This window comes from Chitinophaga sp. 180180018-3 (genome assembly GCF_037893185.1).
GTDB lineage: Bacteria > Bacteroidota > Bacteroidia > Chitinophagales > Chitinophagaceae > Chitinophaga.
The window spans coordinates 7038277-7055549 of the sequence record NZ_CP140772.1 but is presented as its reverse complement, the minus strand read 5'-3'; the positions used below and the strand labels follow the sequence as shown (position 1 = coordinate 7055549).

The 17273-nt window shown below is 43.4% G+C and carries 13 protein-coding genes and 1 tRNA gene; 11 read left to right on the top strand and 3 right to left on the bottom strand.

Annotation, left to right across the window (positions count from 1 at the left end; all coding sequences use genetic code 11):
• The first annotated feature begins 8 nt into the window (after positions 1 to 8).
• From UNH61_RS27715 to UNH61_RS27685, 7 genes are all read left to right on the top strand, one after another.
• The gene (locus tag UNH61_RS27715) at positions 9 to 1070 is read left to right on the top strand and encodes a glycosyltransferase (protein ID WP_326995251.1); all 1062 of its coding nucleotides are present in this window, start codon (positions 9 to 11) and stop codon (positions 1068 to 1070) included.
• A 10-nt stretch (positions 1071 to 1080) separates the two neighbouring features.
• A complete protein-coding gene (locus UNH61_RS27710) occupies positions 1081 to 2058 on the top strand; it encodes an NAD-dependent epimerase/dehydratase family protein (protein ID WP_326995250.1) in 978 nt (325 codons plus the stop codon).
• A 33-nt stretch (positions 2059 to 2091) separates the two neighbouring features.
• On the top strand, positions 2092 to 3204 hold the full coding sequence (gmd, locus tag UNH61_RS27705; RefSeq protein ID WP_326995249.1) for a GDP-mannose 4,6-dehydratase: 1113 nt from the start codon (positions 2092 to 2094) through the stop codon (positions 3202 to 3204).
• Between the two features lie 2 nt (positions 3205 to 3206).
• On the top strand, positions 3207 to 4142 hold the full coding sequence (locus UNH61_RS27700; protein WP_326995248.1) for a GDP-L-fucose synthase: 936 nt from the start codon (positions 3207 to 3209) through the stop codon (positions 4140 to 4142).
• A gap of 176 nt (positions 4143 to 4318) precedes the next feature.
• Positions 4319 to 5905, top strand: a complete 1587-nt coding sequence (locus tag UNH61_RS27695; protein WP_326995247.1) for a hypothetical protein — start codon at positions 4319 to 4321, stop codon at positions 5903 to 5905.
• 172 nt (positions 5906 to 6077) lie between these two features.
• Positions 6078 to 7976: an ABC-F family ATP-binding cassette domain-containing protein gene (locus tag UNH61_RS27690; RefSeq protein WP_326995246.1), complete on the top strand. Its 1899-nt coding sequence runs from the start codon at positions 6078 to 6080 to the stop codon at positions 7974 to 7976.
• A 40-nt stretch (positions 7977 to 8016) separates the two neighbouring features.
• Positions 8017 to 9063 (top strand): hypothetical protein, encoded by a 1047-nt coding sequence (locus tag UNH61_RS27685; RefSeq protein WP_326995245.1) that lies wholly within the window; start codon positions 8017 to 8019, stop codon positions 9061 to 9063.
• An 85-nt stretch (positions 9064 to 9148) separates the two neighbouring features.
• On the opposite strand, the gene UNH61_RS27680 is transcribed toward UNH61_RS27685, so the two are convergent.
• Together UNH61_RS27680 and UNH61_RS27675 are read right to left on the bottom strand one after the other, a co-directional pair.
• Positions 9149 to 9220: transfer RNA gene (locus UNH61_RS27680), tRNA-Arg, on the bottom strand.
• Positions 9221 to 9268: 48 nt separating this feature from the next.
• A complete protein-coding gene (locus UNH61_RS27675; RefSeq protein WP_326995244.1) occupies positions 9269 to 9835 on the bottom strand; it encodes a MarC family protein in 567 nt (188 codons plus the stop codon).
• A gap of 65 nt (positions 9836 to 9900) precedes the next feature.
• Here UNH61_RS27675 and UNH61_RS27670 point away from each other — a divergent pair, with 65 nt between their 5' ends.
• The 4 genes from UNH61_RS27670 to UNH61_RS27655 all read left to right on the top strand — a co-directional run bounded on the left by UNH61_RS27670 (position 9901) and on the right by UNH61_RS27655 (position 16943).
• Entirely contained in the window at positions 9901 to 10485 is a 585-nt protein-coding gene (locus tag UNH61_RS27670) for an XRE family transcriptional regulator (RefSeq protein WP_326995243.1), read from the top strand.
• A 100-nt stretch (positions 10486 to 10585) separates the two neighbouring features.
• Positions 10586 to 13795 (top strand): SusC/RagA family TonB-linked outer membrane protein, encoded by a 3210-nt coding sequence (locus UNH61_RS27665; RefSeq protein WP_326995242.1) that lies wholly within the window; start codon positions 10586 to 10588, stop codon positions 13793 to 13795.
• A 27-nt stretch (positions 13796 to 13822) separates the two neighbouring features.
• Complete coding sequence (locus tag UNH61_RS27660; protein WP_326995241.1) at positions 13823 to 15409, top strand: SusD/RagB family nutrient-binding outer membrane lipoprotein; 1587 nt, start codon at positions 13823 to 13825, stop codon at positions 15407 to 15409.
• A gap of 205 nt (positions 15410 to 15614) precedes the next feature.
• Positions 15615 to 16943, top strand: coding sequence for a DUF5690 family protein (locus UNH61_RS27655; RefSeq protein ID WP_326995240.1), 1329 nt, complete (start codon positions 15615 to 15617; stop codon positions 16941 to 16943).
• 73 nt (positions 16944 to 17016) lie between these two features.
• On the opposite strand, the gene tatA is transcribed toward UNH61_RS27655, so the two are convergent.
• The gene (gene tatA / locus UNH61_RS27650; RefSeq protein ID WP_326995239.1) at positions 17017 to 17238 is read right to left on the bottom strand and encodes a twin-arginine translocase TatA/TatE family subunit; all 222 of its coding nucleotides are present in this window, start codon (positions 17236 to 17238) and stop codon (positions 17017 to 17019) included.
• Positions 17239 to 17273: the final 35 nt, after the last annotated feature.

The window sequence follows — 17273 nt, the reverse complement described above, 5'->3', positions numbered from 1 at the left end:
TAACGGAAATGAGTAAAAAAGAGAATATTTTATTTTTGATTACTAAAAGCGAGGTAGGAGGAGCTCAGAAATATGTCCGAGAGCAAGTTAGTATCTGCAGTTCTCAATTTCAAGTTTATTTGGCTACTAATAAAGAGGGCTGGTTGACTGAAAATGCATCTGCTGAATTAGAAGGCATTTTTTTGGACGACAGAATTGAGAGTCGTATAAGCGTAAGCTACCTGCTGGGTCTTATAAAATATATAAAAAAGCACCGCATTGGTCTGATCATTACAAATTCTGCTAATGCCGGTTTATATGGAAGAATAGCGGCCAGGCTCACTGGTAAGGCGAGCATATATGTTTCGCATGGATGGGGATCAGTGTATAATGGAGGTAAGTTGGCATTTCTCCTAAATAAAATTGAACATGTTTTAGGCAAGGTGGGAAACAAAGTTATTTGTGTTTCTTCTGGGGATTACCAAACAGCCATAGAGAAAATTGGATTAGGTGAACACAATTTAGTCTTATTAAAAAATTGTATTTACCCCTTTAGAGAGTCCACTGCTATTGATCAGGGCACTGGAAGGAAATTAAAAATTCTGTCAGTCGCGAGATTTTCACATCCAAAAAGAATGGATTTGCTGGTTGCAGCAATGAAGGGGATTGATTTTGCAGATCTTTACGTGGTAGGCGGTGGTAATGAGGAAGGGCAGGTTAAGGCATATGTGGAGGCTAACGACCTTAAAAATGTTTTTCTCCTTGGAGAAATCAAAAGTTTTGACAACTTTGCGGACTATGATGCCTTCATCCTCATATCTGAAAGTGAAGGATTGCCAATGTCCGGGCTAGAGGCAATGTCAGCGGGAATTCCTTTAATATTGAGTAATGTTGGTGGATGTCGGGAAATTGTTGTAAACAATGAATTATTGGTAGAAAACTCTGTGGAGGATATTCAGCGGGCTATATATGCTTTAAAGAATAATTATAGAAATTATAAAGCCCCAATCAGGCCCTTTTTTGATGCTAACTTTAACTTGTCAGTCAATAAGGACAAGTATTTAAGTCTATATCGTTCATTAATTAAATAAGCGCTAGTTTATGATTTTTGTTATTGGCGGATCTGGTTTTATCGGAACAGTATTAGGGGAGGGACTTGTAAAGGACGGAAGAACATTCAGAAATATAGATAAGCAAACTTCTCGTGTATTTAATACACTCACCCATATTGGTGATGTTCGTAACCCGGACGAGATACGGAAATACCTCTTTAAAGATACTGAAAGTGATTGGGTGATTTTATTGGCAGCAGAGCATCGAGACGATGTGGCTCCTGTTTCTTTGTATAATGAAGTGAATGTAAAAGGAACAGAGAACGTACTGAAGCTAATGGAAGAAAAAGGAATTAATAAGATCTTCTTTACAAGCTCAGTGGCTATTTATGGACTTAATAAAGACAATCCCACTGAAGAGTACCCGGCAGATCCTTTTAATCACTACGGTAAAAGTAAATGGAATGCGGAAGAAGTGCTCCGACAATGGTACAAAAAAGATCCGGAAAATAGAACCCTGGTCATACTAAGGCCAACAGTAGTATTTGGCCCTGGTAACAAGGGAAACGTATATAATTTATTAAAACAGATTGCTTCTGGCAAATTTTTGATGATAGGCAAAGGGGAAAATAAGAAATCCATGGCTTATGTTGAAAATGTTGCTGGGTTTATAAGATACTGTATTGATTTGAAGATGTCAGGTTATCATGTTTTTAATTACGCAGATAAACCTGATTTATCTATGAATGAACTTGTAGAAGTAGCAGAACAATCTTTGAATAAGAAATTGCCATCAATTAGAATCCCTTATTGGATGGGATATATGAGCGGAATTGGATTTGATATTTTGGCAAAAATATCAGGTAAGAAATTACCTATCAGTGCTGTGAGGGTAAAGAAATTTTGCGCTACCACACAGTTTGAAAATATTGCTATCATTAAAAGTGGATATAAACCTGCTTATACGCTTGCCCAGGGCCTCGCCAATACGTTGGCTGCTATTACGGCGGAAGTTGGTGCGAAGTAATGGTTTTAATTAAAAATGAATATATCATTTTTTATGAAAGTAGCTCTTATTACCGGAATTACAGGCCAAGATGGTGCATACCTTGCTCAACTATTGCTGACCAAAGGGTATGAAGTTCATGGTATTAAAAGGAGAAGTTCTCTCTTTAATACAGACAGAGTGGATCATCTCTACCAGGATCCACATGAAAAAAATATACGCTTTAAGCTCCACTACGGAGATTTAACTGACAGTACGAATCTTATACGCATTATTCAGGAAGTGCAGCCTGATGAAATATACAACCTGGGAGCTATGAGTCACGTTCAGGTTAGCTTTGAAGCACCAGAGTATACGGCTGACGTGGATGGTATTGGTACATTACGGATACTGGAGGCAGTTCGATTACTGGGATTGACTTTAAAAACAAAGATATATCAAGCTTCCACATCGGAATTGTATGGTTTAGTGCAGGAGGTACCACAGTCGGAGAAGACCCCATTTTACCCGCGTTCTCCATATGCGGTAGCAAAAATGTATGCTTACTGGATCACGGTCAATTACCGGGAAGCATACAATATGTTTGCCTGTAATGGTATCTTGTTTAATCATGAAAGTCCACTACGGGGCGAAACTTTTGTAACCAGGAAAATCACTCGGGCAGTAGCCAAGTTGTCATTAGGATTGCAGGACAAACTTTTCATGGGGAATCTGGATGCCAGACGTGATTGGGGCCATGCAAAGGATTATGTAGAGGCCATGTGGTTGATTTTACAACAGGAAAAACCGGAGGACTATGTAATTGCAACAGGTATTACTACTACGGTAAGGGATTTTATCCGGATGGCGTTTTCGGAAGTAGGGGTGGAAGTTGAATTTAAAGGTACAGGGGTAGCGGAGAAGGGGTATGTGAAAAGCTGTAGCCGGCAAGATATACCTCTATCGGTTGGCTGGGAAGTTGTGGCGATAGATCCAAGATATTTTCGCCCAACAGAAGTAGATTTGCTGATAGGAGATCCGACAAAATCTAAAACGAAACTGGGTTGGGAACCCAGATATAATCTGGCCACCCTTGTAAAGGAAATGGTGGCTGCTGATGTGGAACTTTTCCAACGGGAAAAATTATTGAAGGATGCTGGATATAAAGTGTTAAATCAATTTGAATAGGCATGAACTCCACAGATAAGATATATGTTGCTGGTCATAAGGGAATGGTAGGCTCTGCCATTGTAAGGCGGTTGGAAAGAGAAGGGTTTACTAATATTATTACTCGTACTTCCAATGATCTTGACCTGAGAGACCAGAGCGCAGTCGCAGCTTTTTTTGTTCAATATCAGCCTGATTATATTTTTCTGGCTGCAGCTAAAGTAGGTGGTATTATGGCTAATAATACTTACCGGGGGCAGTTCATCTATGAAAATTTAATGATCCAGAATAATGTGATCCATCACGCTCATCTTCAGGGTGCCAAGAAGTTAATGTTTCTCGGATCTTCCTGCATCTATCCAAAGTTAGCGCCGCAACCTCTCAAAGAAGAATATTTGCTAACCGGACCATTGGAGCCAACAAATGAGCCCTATGCCATTGCCAAGCTTGCTGGTATAGAAATGTGTGATGCTTACAGAGCCCAGTATGGATGTAATTTTGTTTCTGTTATGCCCACAAACTTATACGGCCCAAATGACAATTATGATCTGAATAACTCGCACGTTTTGCCCGCGATGTTACGAAAAATGCACGAGGCAAAGGTTAGTAACCAGGCTGAAGTAACGTTATGGGGAACGGGTACGCCCAAACGCGAATTTTTGCATGTTGATGATATGGCGGATGCCTGTTTCTACCTGATGCAGCATTACAACGATCAAGGGCTTGTAAATATTGGTGTTGGTGAGGATATCAGTATTAAAGATTTAGCCCTGTTAATTAAGAAAATAGTCGGATTCGAAGGAGAACTGGCCTTTGATACCAGTAAGCCAGATGGAACTCCAAGAAAACTAATGGATGTGGGAAAACTGCATAGTTATGGTTGGAAAGCGACTATTGGTTTAGAAGAAGGTATCACAAAGGTTTATGAGAATGCCATAAAAGAGAAAATTTTTATATAATTTAACTTTATCAATAGCCCCTTTTATTTCTATCCTGCTCCTTGCTGTTACTGTTATTTAATGGAAATATTATCTTTGCATCCGGGTAAGTGTACTGTATAGCGTTTGAGGAAACACATTTTTTGATGTTTGTAACGCCCGATCCATATTTATATTTAGTAATCAAAAAAGAATTAATGAAGCATCTTGTTTGGATGGTAGTGATGATACTACTATGCTGTGCAGCAAATGCACAAGAGAAATTACCTGTTATAGCTCCATATCATTCTCAGAATATCCGGGAACAATACATGGACTCCAGCAACCATCACACCGCATTTAAGCCGGCTCTTCATGAAGATACCAGCGCGATGTATACCCATCCGGATACAACAAAGCGCAAGTTGTTTCACCGAAAGCTGTTCAATGAGCATCTATTGGAGTTTCGTAACAAAGACTATAACGTCTTTATTGATTTCTTACCTGATTTCCAGATAGGTAAGTCAAGAAACGGTAGCAAAACAACCTGGATAAATACCCGTGGCGTAAGTATTCAGGCTAATATTGGAACCAAATTCTATTTTGAATCTTACTTTTATGAAAACCAGGGGAAATTTCCGGAGTACCTAGATCAATATATCAGGAAAAACCAGATTGTGCCCGGGCAGGGAGGAATCAAAGATTATAGTAATGGCAAAGCGTTCGATTACAACTATGCCAGTGCTTTGTTATCTTATACACCCAACAAATATCTTAATGTAACTGCCGGCTATGGTACTAATTTTATTGGCGATGGTTACCGTTCCCTGATTTTATCTGATATACAATTTAGTTACCCTTATCTGAAACTAACAGGTAATCTAGGAAATGTTCAGTATACGGCTATGTGGGCTCAGTTTATGGATAAGCATAGCAAGAGTTTTGCCAGCGCATATGACGACCTCGGATATTATAAAAAATGGGGTGTATTTCATTTCCTGGACTGGAACGTAAATAAGAAACTAACCATTGGATTATTTGATGCGGTAATCTGGCCCGATGCCGATTCTTCTGGCCGTAAACGTGGTTTTGACTGGAGCTATATGAATCCTATCATCTTCCTGCGTTCCGCGGAGTTTTCTGAAGGATCCTCCGACAATGCCCTGGTGGGCGCAAATGCCAAATTTAAATTATCTCCCAAGACTATTTTGTACGGGCAACTCGTATTGGATGAGTTTAAGTTGAAAGAAGTCTTTGGTGGTAAAGGTTGGTGGGCTAATAAACAAAGCTGGCAATTGGGCGTTCGCTCATTCGATGTTTTCAGGGTAAAGAATCTGGATCTGCAGGGAGAATATAACGCTGTAAGACCATATACCTACAGCTACAAGAGTACTTTGATTAACTATGAACACTACAACCAGTCACTGGCACATCCTTTAGGAGCTAACTTTCAGGAAGTACTCGGTATTGCGACTTACCGTTATAAACGGTGGTACGGCCGGGGTGAATTAATGTATGCAAAATATGGTGATGATCCTGATGCGAAAACAAATTATGGGCACGATATATCCAAGCCTTACACAACTCATCCCAAAGAATATGGCAATTGGATCGGACAGGGAGTAAAAACGAACTTGTTATATGCGCAGGGAACTATTGCCTATGTATTGAATCCTAAGTACAATCTCCGCCTTGAAACGTCGCTCGCTGCGAGAAGACTGAGTAATGACAATGGAAAGAACACGGATCTTATCTTTAATATAGGCCTACGGAGTTCTTTCCGTCAGTTTTATTACGATTTCTGATATATCAGCTAACTATAGGTAATGCAAGCCCTTGCGCAAAAGCGGAGGGGCTTTGTGTTTTAGTGCAAAAAGGGGGGATAATAATGGACAAAAACTAATATACAAAAAAAATTATATTAAACGGTCATTTCCTGGGCGATACAGTATGCCCGATAATTTTTAACTTCGCAGCATGCATTACGTTACAGTTGAGGGGCTTACCAAATCATTTGGCACCAAACCATTATTCAGAGACATATCTTTCCATATAGAAGAAGGCGATAAAATAGCACTGGTAGCATTGAATGGTACCGGGAAATCCACGTTGCTCCGCATTTTATGCGGTAGGGAAACCCCGGACGAAGGAAAGGTCTGGATTCATAAAGACGTAACCGTTGTAATGCTGGAGCAGCAAACCGGGTTCGATGAATCAAAGTCGGTGATTGAAAATATCTTCAATCAGAGTCATCCTGTGCTGAACGCCATCAAAGCATATGAACTGTTGACGGAAGAAGGCCATGAACCCGACCTGGATAAATTGACTACAGCTATCGCCAAAATGGATGAATTAAATGCCTGGCATTTTGATGCAAAGGTGAAACAAATCCTGGGCAAGCTGAACATACATAACCTGGAACAACCCGTAGGCTCACTCTCCGGAGGCCAGCAGAAGAGGGTGGCATTGGCGAAGGTATTGATAGAAATAGGCTTTGAACATAAACATGTACTGCTTATCATGGACGAGCCCACCAACCACCTGGACGTTGGGATGATAGAATGGCTGGAGAATTACCTGGACCAGGAAAAAGTAACCCTGCTGCTGGTAACGCACGACCGCTATTTTCTGGACAGTGTTTGTAATGAGATCATGGAGCTGGATAGGGAGCAGTTGTTCATTTATAAGGGCGACTATGAAAATTATCTGGAAAGAAAGGCGGCAAGGGAAGAGAGCGACAAATCGAGTGTGGAAAAAGCGCGCAATCTGTACCGGAAGGAGCTGGAATGGATGCGTAAGCAGCCTAAGGCCCGAACCACCAAATCCAAGTCCCGCCAGGATGCTTTTTATGATGTAAAAGAAAAGGCTGCTACGAAGATCGCGGATCAACAACTGGAGCTGAATGTGAAGATGACCCGCCTCGGAGGCAAGATCCTTGAGTTAAAGAAAGTATATAAATCCTATGGCGACCTGAAGATCCTGAAAGGATTCGACTACACGTTTAAGAAAGGAGAACGTGTGGGGGTTGTAGGTAAGAACGGAGTCGGAAAATCTACCTTTCTGCATATGCTGCTCGGTAAGGAGCAACCGGATTCGGGCAAGATCAATATAGGGGAAACTATCGTATTCGGGGATTATTCACAGGCCGGGCTGGTCGTGAAAGAAGATATGCGGGTAATAGAATTTGTGAAGAATATTGCGGAGAACTTCCCGCTTGCCGATGGTACTAAAGTGAGTGCAGCGCAATTCCTGGAGCTTTTCCTGTTCCCTGCGGAAAAACAATATACCTATATATCTAAGTTGAGTGGTGGCGAAAAAAGACGCCTGCACCTGCTCTCTATCCTGTTCCGTAATCCGAACTTCCTCGTACTCGATGAACCAACAAACGACCTGGATCTGCCAACTCTTAGCATATTGGAAAACTTCCTGCTGGAATTCCAGGGCTGCGTGATGATCGTGAGTCACGACCGCTATTTTATGGATAAACTGGTAGATCACCTGTTTGTGTTTGAAGGAAACGGAGAGATAAGAGATTTCCCAGGTAACTACACGCAATACAGGGAGTGGGAGCGGGAGGAAGAAAAGAAGAAGACAGCAGCGCCTAAAAAAGAGCAGGCTATCCAGGAATCGATAGTGACGCCTGTAACAGAGAATAAGGCCCGGAAAATGTCGTTTAAAGAAAAGCGGGAACTGGAGTTACTGGAAAAAGAAATTGAGGCATTGGAAACCGAAAAGAAAGATATTGAAACCGCATTATCAACAGGTGCCCTGCCATTCGAAAAGATGGAGCCAATGAGCCATCGTATCGGAGAGATCATCCAACTGTTGGATGATAAAGGAATGCGCTGGCTGGAGCTGAGTGAAATAAACGGATAGCCGTTAACGTTATTTGACTATCAAGCCAAGATCATTTTGTATGATACGTTACACCTGCCTGATCCTCTTTCTGCTGTGTACTTATATTGGCTGGAGCCAGCCTACCCGGCCGGCTGATTATGGATTAAAGGCATTCACTATCCATGACCCATCATTGGGCGACATTCATTTTTATATAAGCAGTAAAGATATCCATCAAACGAAACCACTGTTGCTGGCATTAGACGGTTCCGGACACTTTCCCATGGCCATATTTGTACAGCTTCGGAAAAAGGCGTTTTTGTGCAATACCCTGGATAATGATGCACTCGCACTGGCGGACAAATTCCATGTTGTGCTGATCAGTAAACCCGGAGTGCCTTTTTGTGATACATTGAATATAGACCGGGACAGCGCCAGTACGGCTGATGTAATGGAGTTGCTGACGGTACCGGCAGCATATACAAAGCGTGCCGGTTTAGCATGGCGGGTGAATGCAGCATCAAAAGTCATTGATTTTGTGTGTCAGCATATGCCGGTAGATAAAAAGAAAGTGGTGGTGTATGGTTATTCAGAAGGAGCACAGGTAGTACCCAAACTGTCTTTGGTCAATAAAAAAATTACTCACTGTGCAGCTATTGTGGGCTCAGGACTCAACCAGTTTTACGACTGGATAGTAGATGTCAGGACAAAGGCGTCACAGGGACTTATTTCCCAGGAAGACGCACAACGGCAGGTGGATTCCCTTTTTGCTCAGTTTGCAGCTATATATGCGGCGCCGCATGATATCTATCATAAGTGGGAGGGGCATACCTATCAGCGTTGGGCCGGTTATTGTTCGGATATTCCACTGGATAATCTGGTAAAACTCAATATTCCTGTTTTTATAGCGGCCGGCAGCAGGGATCATAACTCATCTATCTATAGCCTGGAATACATCCGCCTTGAATTTCTCCGTAGAGGTAAGAAGAATTTATCGTTTCATGTATACCCTACAGATCATTATTTAAATGAGGTGAAACTGGTAGATGGACAAGCGGTCACGATTTCTCATAAACAGGATATGATGCGGGATTTGTTGAATTGGATGAATGAAGATAGACGGTAAAAGAAGAGATATTCTTAACCCCTCATCCACCAACGAAAAACACCCAAACCTAGTAAAGCTAAGTTTGGGCGAATTAATCTTTTAGTAGCCTCGTCAAGAATCGAACTTGAATCTGGAGCTTCGGAAACTCTTATACTATCCATTGTACTACGAGGCCGGAAAGTTGCGCAAATGTACATTTTCTATCCTATAATCCCAAATCACATTAAAGATTGATATTACTTTTAAAGATTTTGACCGCAATCGCCAGCAGAATAACCCCGAAAAACTTACGCAGCACCATCAAACCCGCCTTGCCCAGCATACGTTCTATATAATTCAGACTGCGTAACACCATGTAAACAATAACCAGGTTCAGACAGATCCCGGCCAGTATATTATACTGCCCGAAGTTGGCCTTTAATGACATGATCGTTGTCAGTGTTCCGGAGCCCGCCACCAGCGGGAAGGCGATGGGTACCACGCTCCCTGCCTTGGCATCCGCATCACTCTTGAATAGTTCCATTCCCAGTATCATTTCCAGCCCGATCACGAAAATTACGATAGAACCCGCTACAGCAAAAGAATGTACATCCACACTTAATAACTTCAGGAACGGTTCCCCTACCAGCAGAAACAGTATCATCAGAAAACCCGACGCCAGCGTGGCTTTCCCGGCATCAATATGACCCAGTTTCTCTTTCAGTGAAACAAGTACAGGAATGGAGCCTACAATATCTATGACCGCAAATAACGTAAACGTAACTGCCAGAATTTGGTCGATACTGAACATGGATGCTTATTTTGTGTAAATATAGGGAGAATGATACCTATATTTGTTGTAACGACCGACTTACTATGACAGAGGATATTATTATTCAAATCAGCAATAAGATCAAGGAGAAAAGAAAGGCCAAAGGTATTACTATCCAGGAACTGGCCGACAGGGCAGAAGTGAGTAAAGGACTGATTTCACAGATCGAAAATAACAGAACGGTGCCCTCGCTGCTCGTGCTGATCAATATCATTAAGGCCCTCCGCCTCGATATGAACGAGTTCTTTAATGAAATTGACCAGCAGACGCAAACCGCCAAGGTGATCATCAAACAAAAGGCTTCCTACCAGGAATTCGAAAAAGAACCCACTAAAGGATTTGTATATAAACGCGTGCTGACCAAAAACGTGAAGAACTTTCCGGTAGATATCGTACTGCTGGAACTTAAAAAAAATGCCCACCGGTCACAGACTGTTAAAACAGACGCCTACGAATACAAATACATTATTAAAGGAACCGTTGAATACCTGATCGATAACGAAAAATATGTGCTGGAAGAAGGCGATTCCCTCTTTTTTGACGGCCGCCTCGGACATAAACCCTCCAATATAGGCTCCGATAACGCCCTTATCCTCGTTGTCTATTTCTTCCTGGAAAGCGATAAGTAGATATACAAATGCTTAACGATAAATTTAGTATAACTTAACATTTCGGTCATATTGGACCGTAAACTTTGCATGTGAATAATTTACCCAAACCTACATTTACATGCAATCAAATCTACTTCGTGCGTTCCTCAGGCAGCTGGGCGCCTCACTATTGCTGCTATTCCTTACCCTATCTGTACATGCCCAACATGTAATCAAAGGTAAAGTTGTTGCCGGCGACGACCGGCAGCCGGTTATCGGAGCTTCTATCCGGGTGAAAGGCTCCAACCGCGGTGCTACTACCGATGCCGCCGGTAACTTCTCACTATCCGCCAACAGCACGGATGTACTGGAAGTGAGCTTCATCGGCTACCTGCCTGCTCAATACCCCGTAAAAGATGCTACTGACATATCTATCACCCTGCAACCCGATAAGAAAGCCCTGGATGAGGTAGTGGTAACGGCATTGGGCATACGAAAAGAGGTAAAACGGGTAGGGTATGCTGTACAGGAAGTAAAAGGGGCCGACCTGGTTAAAGCCAGGGAACCTAACCCCGTAAATGGCCTGGTAGGGAAAGTAGCCGGTCTTACCGTAGGAGCTTCCGCCGAGCTGCTCGCTGCTCCTGCTGTGAAGCTGAGAGGAAACAATATTAATCTCTATGTGGTAGACGGCGTACCTATCAACTCCGATACCTGGAATATCTCCCCGGACGATATTGAAAGCTATACCGTACTCAAAGGTGTTACTGCTTCCGCCCTGTACGGCTCCCGTGGCCTCAACGGCGCTATTATGATCACAACAAAAAAAGGGACTAAAGATAAACGTGGTGTGTCCATCGACTTCAACTCCAGCACCATGTTTGAAAAGGGATTCAATGCCATCCCTAAGGTACAGGATGAGTACGGCCCTGGTGACCACGGTAAATATGCATTTGTAGATGGTAAAGGTGGTGGTACCAATGATGGTGACTATGACGTATGGGGACCGAAATTTGAAGGCCAGCTGATACCGCAGTACGACAGCCCCGTAGATCCTGTTACCGGGAAACGTACGCCCACTCCGTGGATAGCCCGGGGTAAAAATAACCTGCAGCGCTTTCTGCGAACAGGGATGCTGAGCACTAACAATATCGCCGTATCGTCGCACTCCGAAAAAGCCGATCTCCGATTTTCCATCTCGCATTCCTATCAGAAAGGCATCGTGCCCAACACCTCTTTAAACATCACCAATTTCAATATCTCCGCTGGTTATAACTTTTCACCCCGCCTCCGCCTGGATGCTTATATGAATTATAACCGCCAGTATTCAGATAACTTCCCCGATGTTACCTATGGCCCGAACAGCCTGATCTATAATATCCTGATCTGGGCTGGTGCCGACTGGAGCATGGACGATATGCGCAATTACTGGCAACCCGGAAAGGAAGGTATTCAATCCATCTATGCCGAATACCAACGCTATCATAACCCCTGGTTTATGACCTACGAGTGGCTCCGCGGCCATTATAAAACAGATATCAATGGCTATGCTAAGCTGAACTACAAACTCACCGATAAACTGGAACTGCTGGCCCGTACACAGATTACCAGCTACGACCTCATGAGAAATGAGAAGGTGCCGTACTCTGCTCACCCCTATGGTATGGAAGAAGGGAAAGGTAATTACAGAGAAGACAAACGATCTATGTTCGAGAATAATACAGATGTACTGCTCTCTTACGCCAACACTTTCCCGAATAAGATTGGCATCAGGGCTTCTGTTGGAGGTAACGCACGCTCTTTCAAATATAATTCCAGCTTTGTTACCACCAATTACCTGAATGCGCCAGGCTGGTACGGTTTTGCTAACACCAGAGATCCGCTGTTTGCAACAAATTATAATGCTCCGATGCTGGTGCTGAGCGCTTACGGATATGTGGATGTTGACCTGGGCAAATACGCTACCATCTCACTCACCGACCGTTTAGATAAGGCCTCCAACCTGCCACTGAAGAACAACGTATATTCGTATCCGTCAGTAGCGGTGAGCTCCGCCTTGTCCGACTACCTGCCATTGCCATCCGCCATTTCTTTCCTCAAGGTAAGAGCCTCTTATGCTAACGTGAAGGGTGGATTCACACAGGCCACTATCGGTGCCACTCCGCTGGCCTCTTATCCATTGGGATATGGTACTGAGTACCAGTCTTCATACGACGGCCCTATCTACAACTCTGCCTACTACGATGTAGCTCCTGTATACCAGAATCAGGCAGGCGCCACTTTTACACAAATAATCGCCAACCCCGATCTGCGACCCTTTGCTACTAAAGTATTTGAGACAGGTGTGGATGTCCGTTTCCTGAAGAATCGGATTGGTATAGACGGAACCTATTTTACCAGTGCTAACGGCCCGCAGATATATGATGTACTGGTGCCTTCAGCTACCGGGTTTTCCAAGAACCGTATTAATGGCGTAAATACCCGCAAAGTAGGGTACGAGCTAACCTTGAATGGTAGCCCGATCAGGAACCCCAATGGCTTCAATTGGAATATAACCGCTAACTGGTCGACCTACGTGGAAAGATATGTGAAGATTACAGATACGGAAAATTTACTGAATGCCTTTGTGGGAGTGGGTGACAGGGTAGATAAATTATATGGCAGCAAATTCGTGAGAACGTCCGATGGAAAGATCATCAATGGTGCCGACGGGCGTCCTATTATCGCACCTACGCAGCAGTTCCTCGGTTATGGTAATGCCGACTGGGTTTGGGGCGTGAATAACAGTTTTAGCTATAAAGGTGTAAGCCTCAGCTTCCAGTTCGATGGCCGTGTAGGAGGTAATATGATCGATTACATACAACAGCAAACTTTCCGCGGTGGACGCAATATTCTGACAGTACAGGGCGCTATGGGAGATGCACGTTATCAGGATTACAAAGGCGTGAAATCATACCTCGGACAGGGAGTGGTGGTCAGCAACGGTATTCCTATTCAGTATGATAATAACGGTAATGTTACCAACTATGATAAACTGCAGTATACTCCCAATGGTACGAAAACCTTCCTGCAGGACTATATCAGCTTTTATTACAAGACCAACGAAGCCAACGTGATCAGCAAAACATTTGCAAAACTGAGAGAAGTAACCCTGGGTTATACATTGCCGGCTTCTATGCTGAGAGGAACATTTATCCGTAATGCCAGTGTATCGTTCGTAGGCAGGAACCTGTTTTATTTTGCAAAGAATAAAGATGTGGATATAGACCAGTATCCGGGTGCTGACCAGATCTCTAGCTTACAGACACCTACTACTAAACGATTTGGCTTTAATATCAATCTTTCTTTCTGATCACTCACCTGATAAAAAACGCATTGTATGAAATCATTCAAAAATATAGTTCTTGTTGCTTTAACCGGTGCAGTGATGAGTAGCTGTAACAAGAAGTACGAAGATTACGCCGTTAATACCAATAAACCGTCACAGGCGCCACCCAGTCTTGTGTTGGGAGGAGTACTGGCAAACATCAATTCCGATAAACCCTGGAGTAATGTCATGCGCTGGAACCAGTTCGATTGCTGCAACTATAACTACTATGGTGATCAGCGTTACGATTGGGGTGGTGCCGATCTGAACAGCTATTATACGCTGACCAATGTGCAGCAGATGGAAGCAGAAGCTACACGCCTTGGCGGAAAGACAGTGAATCCATATACGGCGTTGGGGAAATTTTTCAGGGCCTGGTTTTTCTATCGCATGACCAATCTCGCCGGCGATCTGCCGATGGCAGATGCACTGAAGGGGAAGGGAAATCTGACTCCGAAATATGATTCGCAGAAAGCAATATTCAAACAGATCCTGCAATGGCTTGAAGATGCCAATACAGAACTGGGGCAGCAGGTAACCAGCCCCGATAAAAGTGCTACAGCAGACGGACAAATACTGAAGGGCGATTTTTACTATGGAAATGATCTGGGTAAATGGCAGCGGGCCGTAAATACTTTCCATATCCGTGTACTGATCGCGTTGAGCCAGAAAACGGCAGATGCTGATCTGAACGTGGTGCAGCAGTTTAATGCAATAGTTAGTAATCCTGCTAAATATCCGGTGATAGAATCAATGGATCAGAATCTGCAGTTTATCTACAACAATATCAATAAATACCCTTCTAATCCGGATAACCTGGGATTCGACGCTACCCGCTACAATATGTCTGCTACCTACCTGAATACCCTGGTGTCGCTGAATGATCCCCGGGCTTATATTACTGCAGAACCGGCAACTGAGCAACTGAACAGGCTGCATAAATCTCCTGCGGATATCACTGCCTATGTTGGAGCGCCTTCCGGAGAGAGCCTCGATAATATGTCGTCTAAAATGTCGAATGTAGATACTGCCGTTTATTCTGTGCGCAGCCGTAGCCGCTATTACAGCAGTTATGCTGCTGAACCGGGCGTATTGCTGGGGTACCCTGAACTGTGTTTCAATATGGCGGAAGCAGTTAACCGGGGCTGGATCTCTGGTGATGCAGAAGCCTGGTATAAAAAAGGAATTAAAGCATCCCTCGGTTTTTATGGAATCCCTGCGGAAACAGCGGGTACTGTAACGAAGACTTATGCCGGCCAGCGCTACGACATTCCTTTCGATTTTGCCAATGGCTATTATCTGCAGCCATCTATTAAATACAAAGGGAATAATTCTCAGGGCCTTACCCAGATCCTTACGCAGAAGTACCTGGCATTCTTCGAGAATTCCGGTTGGGAAGCGTACATCAACTGGAGAAGAACAGGAGTACCCGTTTTTAGCGTAGGAGCAGGAACGGGCAACAACGGTGTCATCCCCAAACGCTTCAAATATCCTGATGCCGACAGATCCGCTAATACCCAGAACTGGACGACTGCTTTACAAAACCAGTTCGGTGGGACAACGGATGATATTAACGGGGCGATGTGGCTGGTGAAATAGAATTACGAATTAGGAATTAGGAATTACGAAACAACCCGAAGATATTAGCGGATAATAAGTTCATTATCCGCTAATATCTTCGGGTTGTTTCGTAATTCGTAATTCCTAATTCGTAATTATTTAGTATAACTTAACAATAAGGTCAGTATTTCTTAACATTCAGTTTACATTCCATCGGCACCTTTGTCCCAAATCATTCCTTACGATGCTGAATATTCCCTGGATACAGAAGCGGCTGAAAAATGCGCATCATTTTACCTTTTCACTATATGCGGCACTGGTGGCTTTTGGCACCTATTCCTGCATGTATGCCTTCCGTAAGCCGTTTACAGCCGGTATTTTTGAGGGAGTTACTTTTCTGGGGATCGATTATAAGATATGGCTGGTGATTACACAAACAATTGGGTATGCCTGCAGTAAATTCTATGGGATACGTTTTATTGCTGAGATGAAAGGGAACCGGCGCGCACAAAGCATTATAATGCTCATCCTGATTGCGTGGATCGCATTGTTGCTTTTTGCTGTGGTGCCAGCGCCCTATAATATATGCTTTCTTTTCCTGAACGGGTTTCCGCTGGGAATGATCTGGGGGCTTGTATTCAGCTACCTGGAAGGCCGTCGTAGTACGGAATTCATGGGGGCAGTGCTGTCTGTCAGCTTTATTTTTTCCTCCGGTTTTGTGAAATCAGTAGGTAAGATGACGGTGGTCGACTGGCACCTGTCGGAGTTCTGGATGCCATTTGTTACCGGCCTCGTGTTTATCGGGCCTATACTCATATTTATTTTGTTGCTGGAGCAGATCCCGCCGCCATCTGCAGAAGATGAGCAAATGAGAACGCGCAGGGCGCCGATGAACAGGCAGGAGAGGAGAAGTTTCCTGCATACATTCCTGCCGGGTTTAATACTGTTGATCGCCAGCTATGTGTTGCTGACGGTGCTCCGGGATATGAGAGATAATTTCGCAGCGGATATCTGGAAAGACCTGGGCTTCGGTTCCCAGGCACAGATTTTCACCCAAACAGAAATTCCTATCTCCCTGGCTATTATCCTTATTATGAGCCTGCTGGTATTTGTAAAGAACAACTTCCATGCTTTTATGCTAAATCATATCATCGTAATCATGGGATTTATTACAGCATTGGTAAGTACGTTGTTATTTAAGCAACATCGTCTGGATCCGATATGGTGGATGACGCTGACGGGTTTGGGCCTTTATATGGGCTATATTCCCTTTAATTGCATCTTTTTTGAACGGTTGATTGCAGTATTCAAATATGTCAGCAACGTAGGCTTTATTATTTATGTGGCAGACTCTTTTGGCTATCTGGGAAGTGTGCTGGTGATGTTGGCCAAGAATTTCAGCGGGATGAATCTTTCCTGGAGTCAGTTCTTCTCCAATGCAGTACTGGGCGTTTGCCTCACTGGTATTGTGATGATGATAGTATCCGCCTGGTACTTTAAAAGAAAGTATGAATCAGTGAACAATAAAAGCACCTCGGGAACAGGAAACCACGGAGTGTCATTAGCCGCCTGAAAGCGAAAAAAAAGACATTAAAAAAGGCCAATCGCATGCGATTGGCCTTCCGTCTTTTATAACAGGAATTTAATTAGCTATTCGCGTCTGACGCATCAGCTGCTTTAGTTCCTTTTTTTGCTGGTTCATCTTTGGCATCTTTAAATTCACGTATGCCGCTACCCAAACCACGCATCAGCTCAGGGATTTTCTTACCACCAAACAGCAATAATACTACCAGCGCAATCAGCAGTAATTCCTTGATACCTATTTCCTGCAAAAACAAAAGCGGGATATTCAGAAAAGATGTTGTCATTATAACAGAATTTAATTGTGTGCTTATGTAAACAT